Annotated in this window: 8 protein-coding genes and 1 pseudogene; 1 reads left to right on the top strand and 8 read right to left on the bottom strand. The window is 65.7% G+C overall.

Annotated features, from left to right (window positions below):
* Positions 1-11: 11 nt before the first annotated feature.
* The 4 genes from L3Q67_RS01640 to L3Q67_RS01625 all read right to left on the bottom strand — a co-directional run bounded on the left by L3Q67_RS01640 (position 12) and on the right by L3Q67_RS01625 (position 3746).
* Positions 12-515, bottom strand: a complete 504-nt coding sequence (locus L3Q67_RS01640; protein ID WP_499187817.1) for a hypothetical protein — start codon at positions 513-515, stop codon at positions 12-14.
* 1081 nt (positions 516-1596) lie between these two features.
* Complete coding sequence (locus L3Q67_RS01635) at positions 1597-2100, bottom strand: aldehyde dehydrogenase family protein (RefSeq protein WP_499187816.1); 504 nt, start codon at positions 2098-2100, stop codon at positions 1597-1599.
* A 107-nt stretch (positions 2101-2207) separates the two neighbouring features.
* Positions 2208-2840, bottom strand: a complete 633-nt coding sequence (locus L3Q67_RS01630) for a hypothetical protein (protein ID WP_499187815.1) — start codon at positions 2838-2840, stop codon at positions 2208-2210.
* Between the two features lie 90 nt (positions 2841-2930).
* Positions 2931-3746, bottom strand: coding sequence for a hypothetical protein (locus tag L3Q67_RS01625; RefSeq protein WP_499187814.1), 816 nt, complete (start codon positions 3744-3746; stop codon positions 2931-2933).
* A gap of 1106 nt (positions 3747-4852) precedes the next feature.
* Here L3Q67_RS01625 and L3Q67_RS01620 point away from each other — a divergent pair.
* Positions 4853-6053: pseudogene (locus tag L3Q67_RS01620) on the top strand (IS256 family transposase).
* 51 nt (positions 6054-6104) lie between these two features.
* Here the strand turns inward: L3Q67_RS01620 and L3Q67_RS01615 are convergent.
* From L3Q67_RS01615 to L3Q67_RS01600, 4 genes are read right to left on the bottom strand one after another with little or no spacing between them, the layout of a single operon-like run.
* Positions 6105-10187: a CHAT domain-containing protein gene (locus L3Q67_RS01615; protein WP_499187813.1), complete on the bottom strand. Its 4083-nt coding sequence runs from the start codon at positions 10185-10187 to the stop codon at positions 6105-6107.
* Entirely contained in the window at positions 10187-11191 is a 1005-nt protein-coding gene (locus L3Q67_RS01610) for an AAA family ATPase (protein ID WP_499187812.1), read from the bottom strand. The genes L3Q67_RS01615 and L3Q67_RS01610 overlap by 1 nt, the downstream gene beginning before the upstream one ends.
* Entirely contained in the window at positions 11188-13128 is a 1941-nt protein-coding gene (locus L3Q67_RS01605; RefSeq protein ID WP_499187811.1) for a VMAP-C domain-containing protein, read from the bottom strand. The genes L3Q67_RS01610 and L3Q67_RS01605 overlap by 4 nt, the downstream gene beginning before the upstream one ends.
* On the bottom strand, positions 13125-14279 hold the full coding sequence (locus L3Q67_RS01600; RefSeq protein ID WP_499187810.1) for a lipase family protein: 1155 nt from the start codon (positions 14277-14279) through the stop codon (positions 13125-13127). The genes L3Q67_RS01605 and L3Q67_RS01600 overlap by 4 nt, the downstream gene beginning before the upstream one ends.
* Between the last annotated feature and the right edge of the window lie 18 nt (positions 14280-14297).

The raw sequence follows: 14297 nt of genomic DNA, 5'->3' as shown, positions 1-14297 counted from the left end.
GGTCGGTGTGGCTATGGCTTAGGTGAGGGCGAAGAGCGCTTCACCGGTGATCGCGGCCCATCGGGCGGCGAAGAGCGGCGCTCTTTGTCGGCGGTGCCGGCCAGGCAGGTGCCGATGAAGTGCTCCACCTTCGGGTAGGGCACAGCGGGGTCTTGGCGGCGCAACCACATCCGGCCGCCGTCGTCGACTTCGGTGTCTGCGTGGATCCGCATCCACTGGTGGGCCTGTGCCGGGGTGCCGGTGAACAGCGCGCGAGTGGAGCGCCAGCCCGGTCCTTTGCGGGCGGGGTCTCCTTCGCGGGGGAAGAACAATCGCCGGACATCGTACACAGTCCACTGTGCACGGTCGAGATATCGCTCGAACCGATCGAGCGCCTCCAGGACACCGTGCTCGATCAGCCGCTCGTGCAGGCTGTGTGCGCCGAAGAGTTTGCTGCGCGGGTTGAAAAACAGGGCCCGGTACTCGGTCAGTAGCGCCTCCACCGCGCTGTCCGGATACTGGCGCATCCGGTGCATCAACTCCGGCAGCGACGCCTTCGAGCCAGCGAAGGGGCAAATTCTGTCCGCAGTTGCCGTGTCTAGGTGTGTCCGTGTCCCGGTCGGACGGCGTGGAATTCTTGGCCGTCGAGTCGGGACTGGATGGTCACGTGTCTCTTTTCCCGCAACGATTGTGTGCTGTAGATCATACTTCGCTTGAGTGTCCTGATTGCTGGCGCAGGAGCTTGCTCAGCAATCGGGTTGCGCAGAAGCGGACGGGGTAGTTTGGCAGCCCAGGCCAGTGCGGCGAGGGCGAGTGCCATGCAGGCGGCGACATAGCCGAAGGCGACCTCGGGTGAGGCGATGGTGTAGAGCAGTCCGGCGATCGTGCTGGCGATGACGTTGCCGCCAGCTTGGACGGTAGCCAGCAGCCCGAATGCCGAGTCGCAGAGGTGTTCGGGTGCGAGGGCGGCGACAGCGGCGGGTTCGGCGGTTCTGCGCAGCCGATGCCGATTCCGGCGGCGATGAACGCGACTGCGAGAAGCGCGATGGCTGGACCGGTGAGAGCGAACAGCCCGTAGGACTCTAGAAACTTGCCGACTCCGGCGGCGACCACGAGCAGCGGACCGCGCTGCCCGAGGCGGTCGGAGACTCTCCCTGCGGGGAAGGACATGACGGTCGCGGCGATGTTGTAGGCGGTGTAGAGCCCGAGCGCGATCTGTGTGGAGGTCTGGAGCCGTGGGCCGGGGTGAGCAGGTCGGTGGCGCGCAGGATGAGCATGGTGGCGGCGAGGTTACCGATCTCGAACAGCGCGAAGGCACCCAGCAGCCGGCCGAGTTGGCCGTGCAGGACCGGGCGGACCCGGATCCGCAGGGGGCGTGTCGGCGTACTGCGTTGTCTGCTCAGTCGTGTACGGATGAACGTACCCAGCATCCTCGCTCGAAACAGCCACCCTTCGGGCGACGCCCCGTGAGCCAGCGCCGCTGGTGTCCCCTTATGCCGCTGAGCGGATGCGCTCTGGCAGGTCGGGGGGTGTGCGCAATCGGTTCTCGTGTCACCGCCTGCCCCGGTGCGCCTGGAGTGGCTGGTGTGCCGGGGCAGGCGGAGGACTGTCGGGGATTTACGTCGCCAGGTTGACCCAGACGCTTTTGAGCTGGGTGTAGGAGTCGAGGGCGTGGCGGCCCATTTCCTGGCCGTAGCCGCTGGATTTGAAGCCGCCCCAGGGGGCGGCGGGGTCGAGTACGGGCGGGTGGTTGATGAAGACGTTGGAGGCGTTGATCTGGGCGGCGAGGGTGTGGGCGGTGGTGAGGTCGTTGGTCCAGACGCTGGCGGCGAGGCCGTAGTCGGTGGCGTTGGCTCGTGTGGTGAGTTCGTCGGGGTCGGAGTAGGTCAGCAAGGGGATCACCGGGCCGAATACTTCTTCTTTGACGATGGTCATGTCGTCGTGGAGGTTGGTCAGCACGGTGGGCTGGAAGAAGTTGCCGTCGTCGAGACCGTCGCCGGTGGCTTTGCTGCCGCCGAGCCGGGCTTCGGCGCCTTGGGCGAGGGCGCCGGTGACGTAGTCGGAGACGCTGGTGAGGTGTTCGGCCGAGACCAGGGGCCCGAGGTCGGTGGCGGAATCCATGCCGGGTCCCACGCGCAGGGCGGTGGCGCCGGCGCTGAGTTTCTCGGCGAACTGGACACTCGGCTCTCTGCTGCCGTCGGCAGATGTTGCCGGGAAGGTATGGAAATTCACAGATAGTGTTTTCTGTCTCCAGCAGGCATGTACATCTGCGTCGCTACAGCGTGTAGTCTCGAACTCGATCGCAGTAGACGAGCTCGAGGCAGCCTGCCTGTGTTAGTCCAGATAAAGTTGTTGTGCGAGAAGCCGTGCGCGTACAGGCGAGGAGGTATGAGTCCCTTGTTCCGGCACCAGGCCAAAAGATTCGCTTTAGACAGGGGGCGGTATTCCATCAGCGGGAATTCGACCCGCCATGGTCTCCAGCCCGCCACAATAGCCGGAACACGCTTGACCTCGGCCGACTCCAGGCCAACGTACAGCACTGTGTCGGCGGGATCGGTGTGCTCGGAAAGCCAGCGTCGGCACGGGGCCTGTTTGAGTGCCTGCGAGCACAGCGCGATCCGGGAGTTGCCGAGAAAACGTTTCTGCCAGAACAGCTCCATCGGAGTCCGGCCATCACAGACCCGGGTGATCGGAACACCCAGCCGCAGGGACGCGTCGGCATTGAACCGGTACAAATCGGTGTCCTCGACCAAGACGTCCGCGAACAGGAGCGTGAGCTGGTCATCCGGGTGCTGGCTGAGAACGAGTTCAGTGGCGGCCCACGAGCCGATGCCGCCGGACCATTGGATCACGCGATGCATGGCACTTCCCGAAGTAGGAAGCGAGGTGCGCAGGCTGACGTGGCCCGCGCACCTCGACTGGAACGGATCAGACGCTCGGGACTGAGCGAGTCATCGTGGGTCGATTCCGGGCTCGCCGGGCGTGGACGGTGAGCTGATCACTGCGGCGACGGCGTACACGTCGCCACCGAAGGCTCTGCCTAGCTGGTGGAGCGAAACGCCATGCCGTGCGAACACGTCCGCCTGCAGATCGACCGAGAGCCATTGTGGACTCTTGGGCCCCACCCGGATATCACTGTCGATGTCGTGAAGGCAGCCCAGCGCGAGAGAGTGCACTCCAGAGACGCCGATCTCCCACGCCTCGTTACCCAGTTCATGCACGACTGGTCCCACCCGGTAAGGACGGTCCGGGTTCGCACCGACCGCGATGGGCACGAGGGGCCAGTCGCAGGGGTCGTCGAGCGGGGCCAGCACGCCGTCAAGCAGTGCTCGCGCGTAGATGGCGGCGGTGATGCTGAACTCTGGTGACCACATGCCGAGGATCTCTTCCACTGCGGCGAGCACAGGGGTGGGCGGAGAAAGTGTCGGCAGGGGAGGCGCTACCGGCGGTGGGCACGGCTTGAGCAGTGCGGCCAACACGGTGAAATCGAGATATCCCAGCATGTTCGCCTCATTATGCTCCAGGCGCCCGAGATCGAGGTCGAACAAGATCTCGTCGCCCATCACCGCGGCCGCGATGCGGGACTTACCGCGCCGGTGGCGGTGGGTCAGTAGCCGCGCAATATGAATGGCGACCTCAGCGCGAAACGCGATGTAGTCGACGCCGTGGGTGTCGGCGGTCCAGTAGATCCCGGGGAATCGTGGTTGCTCATCGCAGATCTGCAGCAGAACTTCACCGGCACTGACCGAGAAGTACGTTTCACGCATCGTGGGCTCCTTCGTTCTGTCGCGGAGCGGAGATGGCCTCGCAGGCGCTCAGAAGTTGCTCCAAGGCGGAGCCGGCGTGCTTGGACGCGCGTACTCGCTGTGCGCACCAGGCGAGGAACTCGACCGGCAACCTGCTCGGCTGGTCATGAGAGTCCCAGGCACCGGTTAATAGGCACTTGCCTCGCAAGGCGGGCAACTCGGCCGGATGGTCGGAGATTCGCCTCGCGGCTCCAATGTCCCGGGATGACGCCGGATGGGTTTCGGTACCGACATCGATGATGAGCCAGCGCAACAACGTCCAGGCGGGGAAATTGAGCCGCCCGGATCCAGTGTGGAAGGTCAAGCCAGCGAACTCGAAGTTCCGTTCTGCTGTGGCAGTGTGGTCGGCGAGCCTGCACGCCATCCCATCTCCGGCGGGGAGGACCGCGCAGGCACTCGGTTCGATGACGAGGGCGCCGATTCCGGCAGGCCCGGAGTGGAGCGAGTCTCGCTCCTGTGGATCACCGGTGTGGTTTGGTGATGGCGGGGTTGGCGAAAACATGCCACCTCCTGCATTCGGGGTAGCACACCGACGGGGCACGGACGCGGTCGGTGTGGCGGGCGCGCGCCCGAAGCCCGGCCGATCCCGGCCTACGAGCACCGGCGACCTGTATGGACTTCCGGCCGGGATGGTCGGGCATCATCGCGGCGCCCCGTCCAGGACCGCGCACGTGCGCGTCGGATTGTCCAGCACAGACCGTGGTCGACGTGATCTGCGCGTATCTACGCGCCCCCATGCCCCGCCAGCAGACCCTCCCGCCCCTCGCCGGGCCGGACAATTCGCGTCTTTCCGCGGCGAACCCGGCCACCTGCGTCGCCGACCCGCGGCCGCGCGCAGCACCGAGGCAGAGTAGAAACCCGCTGAGATCGGTCACCAAGGATCACCCAGCGCATAATCGAACGCGTGTTCCGGGACTGTTCCAAGATCGGTGTTCCGGCCCGACACGCCGGGCGCAGGTCTGGCGGGATGGGCACTGTGAGTGATGACATCTGAGGTTGTGAGTCCACGTAAGCGTGAGGGTAGAGCGGCGCGGGAGCTGTCGCCGGAGCAGGCTGCTTCGGCGGCGATGGTGGCCGAGGCGAAGGCCCGGGGGCTGGCGCTGACCGGTCCGGACGGCTTGCTGAAGCTGTTCACCAGGAACGTGCTGGAGACCGCGCTCAACGAGGAGATGACCGAGCACCTCGGGCACGAGAAGAATCGCGCCGAGGCGGACCGGGCCTCGACGAACGTGCGGAATGGGGCGCGGTCGAAGACGGTGATTTCCGATGCTGCGGGCGAGGCCGAGATTGATGTTCCCCGAGATCGGGAGAGTACGTTCGAGCCACGGATTGTGAAGAAGCGGCAGCGGCGGCACACGGATGTGGATGAGATTGTGCTGTCGTTGTATGCGAAAGGAATGACCACGGGGGATATTTCGGCGCATTTCGCGGAGATCTATGGTGCCTCGGTGTCGAAGGAGACGGTGTCGCGGATTACCGACAAGGTCGTGGCGGAGATGAACGAGTGGGCTCATCGGCCCCTTGATGCGGTGTATGCGGCGGTGTTCATCGACGCAATCCACGTCAAGGTTCGTGACGGCCAGGTCGCCAACCGTCCGGTCTACGCGGCCATCGGGGTCACGGTGGACGGGCGCAAGGACGTGCTGGGGCAGTGGTGGTGAGGGCGCGAAGTTCTGGATGAGTGTACTGGTCGACCTGAAGAACCGTGGCATCGGTGACGTGTTCTTCCTCGTCTGCGACGGGCTGAAGGGCCTGCCCGAGGTGGTGGCGAATGTGTGGCCCCAGGCTGTCGTGCAAACCTGCATTGTTCACCTGATCCGAAACACGTTCCGGCTGGTGTCCCGCAAAGACTGGGACGCGGTCAAACGAGAGATCAAACCCATCTACACCGCACCTAATCCCGCCGCCGCGCTCGCCGCGCTGAACGACCTCGACGAAACCTGGGGAAGGAAATACGCGGCGATGATCCGGCTCTGGCGTAACGCCTGGGACGAGTTCGTTCCGTTCCTCGATTACGATGTCGAGATCCGGCGCATGATCTGTTCCACGAACGCGATCGAATCACTCAATGCCCGCTACCGGCGGGCGATCCGCGCGCGGGGACATTTCCCGACCGAGCAGGCCGCGATGAAGTGCCTGTACCTTGTAACCCGCAGCCTGGACCCGACCGGGACAGGCCGCGCCCGATGGACGATGCGCTGGAAGCCAGTGCTCAACGCCTTCGCCATCACCTTCGGTGACCGCTGGCCGGCCGCCGAAACCTACTGAACACCAACGCCGGAAACACCGATCACGGGATAGACCCGATGGTCGTGGGTGTCAGTGACCGATGTGGACGTAGGCAACCCAGTCTTCGGGGAGGTGGGGTCTGTGGTTGCGCTGGTTGCGAATGGCGTGGTTAAGGGCTTGAGCAGTGATGTTGGTATCAGGGGGCGTGGTGCCACCATGGGTGAGGTACCGATAGAAGGCGGTGGCGATATTGGCGGCGGCGTGGTCGTTGACGGGCCAGAGGGTGCCGATTACGGCGCGGTATCCGGCAAGTTGGAATGCTGCGGTGAGGTGGGTTGCCTCGTCGGTGTGTCGGGAGTTGGTGTCGGTGGTGCTGCAGGAGGAGAGATAGGCCAATTGTGCGCCGGTGAGGTGCAGGGCTGTGATGTGGTTGGCGGTGAGGGGGTGGGTTTGGTGGCAGGCGAAGTGGGCGATGTCGTGTCGTGGTAGGGCGGTCATGACGGTATCGCGGGTGGAGTCACCGGGTGCAGGCAGGACGTGAATGTCGGGAACAAGCTTGTGGAGATGGTCGACCTCGGTGGTGACGCCGGGAAGTGCGTTGGTGCCCGGGGCGCCGGGAACGGTGATGATCAGCATGCGTGGGGAGCGCGGGGTGGTGGTTGAGGCGTGAGTGTGACGCAAGGCGCGAGTGGTGAGCGTGTAGGACGAAATGACACGGTCGAGTACCGTGTCGGCGCCGCTGACAGGCGCGGTGATCTCCTCCGAGATGGTCGGGTGCCGGCCCGCGGCGTGCAGGGGTAGGTAGGTGATGAGGCCGACAGGACACCACCAGATGCGTGGCCTTGCCTCGTCGTCTCTAGGAGTGGAGGTGTGGCCGAGGTAGCTCAGGACGGGTTCGGTAATGGTGTCCCAGATCCAGGCCAGGCTGTGACGAAGGCGCTCTCGCGCGGTGATGCGGTGCTGCTTGCTGCTGCCGGGACGGTTTGTGGCGTGGGCAGCACCTATGTGGGCGACGTGTTCGACGGCGTTGTCCGGGGTGAGGTCCGGTAGGTGGACGGCGCGCACGGCTTTGTCGTTAAGAATCAGGGCGTGGCTGGCGTGTGCGTGGGTGACAAGGTAGACGATTGGGCCATCGCGGGCGGCTTGCTGTAGTTGATGAATGCGCAGAGGGCGTAGGAAATCGGCGAAGGCAGGGATCGCGCGAATCTTTGCTAGCAACTGCGTCCACTCGGCGAGGAGTTGCTCGCGATACCGGGATTTCGGTCGTCTGGTCGAGTTAGAGTGGTCGAGGGTGTCGAGGACGTCGCGGACATCGGTTAACTTGTCGGCCAGCGAGGGTGCGTGTTGGCGGAGCGCGGTCAGTTCGCTGCGGATGTCGAAGGGATCGGTGAACAGCAAACTGCGGGTCTGTTCGAGCAATTCCACAGCACGGTCAGGGTATCCGGCCGCTACGGCTGCGGCGGCGACCGTCGACGCGAGGCTTGCAAGACGTGTGCGGCGGTGTCGACGGTCGGAACGCTGCTGGCGCCGCGGCGCCAGCAGAGGAAGCAGGTGCACAGCGCGTTCGGCCATCGCCAAAGCATGCACGGCGTCACCAACGACTAGGTCCATGTCAGCCGCACCATGCGCGGCCATGACCCGCACGTCCGCCGGGCTGGACTTCACCGCCGAGGCGTCCGCATAGCGTCGCCGACACTCCTCAACCACCTCCGCTTCTCTGGTCCGCTCGAATCGAGCCTGTAGGGCGTTGCCGAGGTTAAACAGGCATTCGCCGTGGCGGGGGTGGTGGTAGGGAATGTCCCGTACCGCGTGACGCCCGATGTCAACCGCCTCATCCAGGTTGGCCAGATCCCCCGTCTGCTCGAATCGAGCCTGTAGGGCGTTGCCGAGGCTAGACAGGCAATCAAAGTAACGGGGGTGGCCGTAGGGAATGTCCCGTACCGCGTGACGCCCGATGTCAACCGCCTCATCCAGGTTGGCCAGATCCCCCGTCTGCTCGAATCGAGCCTGTAGGGCGTTGCCGAGGCTAGACAGGCAATCAAAGTAACGGGGGTGGCCGTAGGGAATAACCCGCACCGCGCGACGCCCGATGTCAACCGCCTCATCCAGGTTGGCCAGATCCCCCGTCTGCTCGAATCGAGCCTGTAGGGCGTTGCCGAGGCTAGACAGGCAATCAAAGTAACGGGGGCGGCCGTAGGGAATAACCCGCACCGCGCGACGCCCGACCTCAACCGCCTCATCCAGGTTGGCCAGATCCCCCGTCTGCTCGAATCGAGCCTGTAGGGCGTTGCCGAGGCTAGACAGGCAATCAAAGTAGTGGAAGTGGTCAGCTAGTGGTTCGGCGGCGACGGCACGAAAGAGACCGATGGCTTCATCCAGTATACCCAGCTGTTTGGTACGCTCGTAACGACGTAGAAATTCGATAGCGCGTTTTCCCAAGTCGGCTGCTGTCGAATCGTCGTAGCGCCGATATATGTCGCCCACCGGGCTGGTCCGCAGTTCGCCGGGGCCGTGGCGGGTTTCCAGCGGGCGTGGCCGAGCGCCGTCGACCGCCCCCAGCGCCCGGACGGGCTCTGTGGTCAGCCGCTCGGCTAATACGCGGTAGCGACCGCCCAAGCGGGCCAACACCGAGGCGGCGACGTACGCCATCGGCTGGCCCGAGTCGCCGTGCACGGCAGGCAACTCCACGCCCTCCGGGTCGGCGAGCATCGCCGCGAAGTCAAACGGCTGGCCGAGGCGTTCGGACACAAACCGGCTAGTTTCGGATAGCACAGTAAGCGCGTCGTCACGGAGTAGGTAGCCGTTCAGTTCGTCGCGAACGCCCGATTCGAAGTCGTACTCCACGTGCTCCGGATCGGCGTTAGATTCCCGCTGGCGTAGCAATCCGCTCAGGAACACCTCCGATAGATGTGCGGTGCTGGATTCCGGCAGCATTACTCGCTGCACCAACCGCATGACGGGCAACGTCAGCCACGCTGCCGACAAATAGGATGCCAATCTGAACGCGGTCGGCGACGCCACGGATCGGAACCTGCGCACGAGATCTCTTGGATTTCGCGATGCTGTGGGCGCGACCACGGCCCGCCCGCCGGTCGGCGGGCCCAGCAGCGCCACACGGTGCAGACCAGGGGCACCGGTGACGGTCCCGGTCCACAGCGCTAGCCAGCGTGCCGACAGCTCGAACACCGGAATCGGCACACTAGCCTCGCCTCGCACGAGCCAGGAAGCGTTGCGTGCGCCCGGTTCTGGCACACGCACCTCGTCGGCCGCAGTCCGGACCGCGATCCCCGGCCACATGCGCTGCGGTAGGACGGTGACTACCGCCGTCGGGGCTCGTCGTCCCCATGTGCGCAGTAACGGGTCGACCCTGCCCGAGTACCACCCTGCCCCGATGGCGTCGGTGACGACGACGATCGTGCTGCGGCCCACTTCCGTGTCCGCCAACGTGTCCGGTAGCTCACCGTGGACAGAACTGTCGAACGTGTGCACCCGGACGTCGCGGAATACACCCAGCCACTCAGTCAAGGCGCGAAACTCAGCAAGCGTCTGCTGCCACACGGCCATGGACGGAGCTACGTCCATGACCAAGGTCAACCCCAGCCATCGTTCGGGCGCGGGCCGGAGCACGGGCAGCCACAGTCCTTCGTCGGCGATTCGGGCGATGGTCGCGTCCTCGTCTAGGATGGAGGGCCGTCGGCCCGGCACCCGGCGGCCGAAGGATCGCAGGGCGCGCGCCAAGTCGAGTTGGTCGCGCAGTGCCGGCACCGCCGGGCTGCGCAGGGCCAAGCCGCGCAGCCGGTGGGCGGCAGCGGTGTCGGCGGCTGCCGCGTACATCTCCCCAGAGGCGGCACCAGGCGCGGTCTCCGGCGAAGTGACGTCGTTGGCGTGTCGTTCAGGTTCATCCGGCAGGTCGGGTGCCGGCGAGGTGACGTCGTTGGCGGGTTCAGGCGCATCCGGCAGGTCGGGTTCCGGCGAGGTGAAGTCCTCGGTTGATCGTTCGGGCACATCCGGTAGGCCGTCTGCCGTCGCGCGAGCTGACGGGGCGTCCACGACCGGTGGCGCGCGGCGCACGGCCGCGTCTATGTGTTGGCACAGCCAGAGTGCGTCGCGTACCTCGTCCGGTGTGGGCGATAATCCAGCGGCGGCAAGCACGCCGAGCAGGTCTCCAATCATCACGTGCTACTCAACGGTTTGAGCAGTACGGATACCACGTCGTCCAACGAGCGGGCGGCACCGCCGGACATCGCTACGTAGACGGCGTTAAGTAGCTGGTCAGTGGTGACTTCCGCGCGCTCACGCTTGGCCAGGAACGCGGTGATGTGGCGCTGTGCGGCCCTCGCGGCGTCTGGGCCCAGCTGGGCGGCGATGATATCGGCGATTTGGTCGGCGTCGGGCGGCTGGAGGTCTAAACGCAGGCAGCGGCGGAGAAATGCAGTAGGGAAGTCACGCTCGCCGTTGCTTGTCAGCACCACGAACGGGAACGCCCGGCAGCGCACACGCCCGCTCTTGACGTCCACCGGAGCACCGCCGTCGGCGGTCAGCACCGGCACGATCTCGTCCTCCTCGGGTAGCCGGGACAGCTCGTCGATCTCGTACTCGCCCTCCTCGAATACGTTGAGTAGGTCGTTCGGCAGGTCGATGTCGCTCTTGTCGATCTCGTCGATCAGCAGCACGCGCGGTCGCTCGTAGGGCAGCAGCGCGGTGCCCAGCGGGCCGAGCCGCACGTGCCGGCCGATGTCGGTGTTGTTGTCATCGACGATTTCCGTCCCGCGCAGCTTGCGCAGGTTCTCCTCACGCAGCCGGCCGATCGGGTCATAGCGGTAGAGTCCGTCACGCAGCGTCGTTCGGCTGGTGACCGGCCAACGCAGCACCGGGCCGAGCTTGAGTTCCTGCGCGACCAGGTAGGCCAGCGTCGACTTGCCGGTGCCCGGCCGCCCAGTGATCAGCAATGGCCGGCGGAGGAACAGCGCCGCGTTGACCAGTTGCAACTCCAGTTCGGATGGGCTGCGACGGTACTCGGGCGCACCCAGCCTGCGGACTGCGGTCGTGTCCGTCGTGTCAGCAGGTAGCGGCACAAGCGGGCCGCCGTCGAACGCGCGCCAGTTCGGCGGTGGTGGCAGGTCGACTATTGCGTCGTGCGGCGCGCCGACGCCGCGGTAGATCGGCCATACGGTCATGGAACCGCTCCTTCCACGACAGCGGGGAGCTGCCAATTCTGGTCATCGGGCACGCGGGTCGGGTCGTCCCACAGCAGCACAAGGTCGTGGCCGGGATGGTCGGGCGGCGCACTGGCGCTGCGGGCGTGGTCGCGCTGTGCGTGCACGACGTCCGGTAGTTCAGCGATCGCCTGGCCGTCGAGCACGGAATCAAGGTAACCCCGACCGGTCGCACGGCCGGGGCGGTGCCACAAAGCGATGGGCGTCCCGGCGGCGAACAGTTCGTGCATCACCTCAGGCTCGCGCGCCCCCTGGCACGGGTATGCCAGCGCGACACATGCATGGCCGCCCAGCCGCGAGAGGTCGCTCGGGACATGATCGACCCAATAGATCGCGGACCGATTGTAGGAGTGATGCTCGGCAACGCCCCGCCACGCCACGGCGTGCGCAGCACGCCAGTCCGGGTCGTCGAGCCGCTCCGCCAGCCGCACTACTACCGGGCAGACCACGCCGAGTTCGATTTCACTTGAATCCAACCGAACCGGTAACCGTTCGAACGCCTCGTCCACCAGCCCGGTCGGCACCAGGAACTCGACCACCGGAGGCGGGTCGTGGGCATGGTCGACGAACTGGCCGGTCAGCATCTCGGCGATCTGCTCGAAGTTCCACGGCTCGGACGAGGTAGTCAGCTGTCGCCCGTCGTTACCGATGTAGCGCCAGACCGTAACCTGGTGGCCCAGGTCGATGAGATCCGGTTGCAACCGCACCAGCAGGAACGTCCGGCGGAGTTGCCCGTCCAGCGCGTGCAACTCGTCCATATCCACGGGGTAGCGCGGCCCGACTTCGCGGATCCACGTCCACAATCTCTCCCGCGTCACTGGGTCCTGGGTGCCGACCGCAAGACGGACCAAGAACTCGAACAGCGGCCAAGCACTAACCGGCTTGCGTAGAGTGTCCACCACAGATCTCACATCATCGGGGTTGGCCGGGGGCGGCAGATCCACCGAACGCGCCGCCTCGCGATAGAGAGCGCGCAGGTTACCCGCTGGTGCAGCAGCGCGAAGGATCTTGCGCAGATCCGCGAACTCCTTGGAGGTCAACAACGGCAGGCCGAGTGCGACCGCCGACACTTGTCGGGCGCGCACGTCGGTGGTGAAAACCAGCCTCTCCTGCTCGTCGCTACCAGCTTTGTACCAGATGTGGCTGGGCGTCTGACGAGTCTTACGCTGCTCCCGCAAGTGGTCGAACACAGCGTCCGTGTCCTCCCACACGAGGTCGAGATCGGGTGGCCACTCGTCGTCAGCCTGCCTGCGCAGGCTCTCCAAGACGGCCTCGGAGAAGAATCCAGTCTTGCGGGCATCAGAGTTTAGAGCGCGCTCACCGTCGCTAGCCGCGAACAACGCGCGCTGGTCGCGTTGAGCGGGAGCGGCCGGCGGGAAGAGTTCGTCAGGCAGGCCGGTCTTCCAGCCCATCGAGTGGGCGAAGGTCAGGCAGGAGTCGACCACCAACTGCTGGACCGGATGGCTGCGGTAGGTCAATGTCCGCAGCGCTCTAACCAGCCGGCTAAAGTTGAGGTTGCGCCGGTCATGGGCCCGCGAGTCGGCATAGAGTAATCGCCGATCACCGCCGTCGTCCACTACGCCGTGCCCGCCCCAGTGGATGACCAATAGCTCGCTGGTCTCCGTGGGCAGCCGGGTGACCAACCTCTCTCGAATGTTCTCCGCCCGCGCATCGGCGACCTGCACGCCATCGGCCTTCAACTGGTCTACCAAGTACTGATTTCGGTCAAGCGGGGAGGCCAGCAACGTGATGTTGGCGGGCGGAACGCCCCGTGAGACCAGCCAGTCGGCGAAGGCGCACGCGTCGGGCACCGGTCCATCCAACCGCCACCCCTCACCCGCGTCGTACTCCTCGATCGCGACGACGACGGCGAGCGTCTGCTCGGGCCGCAATGTCACCGCAACACCTCGTCCAGCAAGCCATAAAACCGCCTGTTCTTGCTGAAGAAGTATGCGCTGTGAGCGGTGGGGAACGGCGTCCGGTTGTCCACCGCCCGGTCTTCCACTCGACCGCAGAACAACTCGGCACACTGGTAGGCCAGTAGATCGCGCCGGTCGTAGACGTTGACCCACTGCGGCACGCTCGCGGGCAGAGTGTCACCGAACGGCAGCGTCGGCAGCGCATCGAGTTCGTGGAGCAGGGCCACCTGTGAACCCACCGTCACGAGCTGCTGGACCTGTGGCAGCGAGCGGGTGGCCAGAAGCTCCAGCGCAGCGATACCACCGAGGCTGTGCGCGAGGAGGATCACAGGCCCGTCCAACTCGGCGACGCGCTTGGCGATGAAATTCCGCAGCCGCTCGCCGCGCGTCAGGTATATCAGCACGTCGCCAGCCAGCGGCGCAGCCGCCTCCGACCAGGCCGTCCGGCGCCGGTCCACGTACCAGGATCCGCCGATTCGCATCAGCAGGTTTGCGGTTGTTTTGCCCGCTGTCCCCAGCACACTCCGGCCGGACGCGCCCAACGCATCCACCGTCGCGCGGACCAGATCGTCCCGGGTATCGCCGTCCACCATCTCGTCTGCCAATGCGTAAGCGACGAATGCGCGGGACAGCAGTTCCGGCAGTGCGTCCCCGAACTCGTGTTCGCGCAGCAGGAGATCCGCGCAGGTCTCGTCCGCGAGCACTTCCGCTACCACGCCCGGAAACGCATCGGCCAACCCCGCCTCGGCCAGCAGCTCTGCGAGCGGGCCGGTTGGCAGAGTTCGCGCGACTTCGGCTAGCCATTCCCCCGGCGGCTCGGCAGACGGCGGCAGGTCGGGCACTTCACCCGCGCCAGCGGCGGCAAGAGTGCGCAGCTCGAACAGTGGATCGCGCTCCAACGCCCACCACAGCGCGACCTCCGGATCGTCGTCAGGGCCGCCCCTAGACGCGCCGGTAGGGATGCTCGCGCCCCCGGCGAGCAGCTTCGCGCCGAGCTCGTCCCCCCAGTAGCATCGTGCGACCCGCCATGACGGGCGTATTCTCGCGATGCCCGCGACGACGTGCTTGAATGATTTTTCGTAGGACGCGCCGCGCACTCCAGTGCCGTGCACGAACAGGATGGTCGTCAAGCGTCAACTCCGTGGCAG

The sequence above is a fragment of the Saccharothrix sp. AJ9571 genome (genome assembly GCF_021725495.1).
GTDB classification, from domain to species: domain Bacteria; phylum Actinomycetota; class Actinomycetes; order Mycobacteriales; family Pseudonocardiaceae; genus Amycolatopsis; species Amycolatopsis magusensis.
The sequence above is the reverse complement of the archived record's forward strand: the minus strand, read 5'-3'. Positions and strand labels throughout refer to the sequence as shown.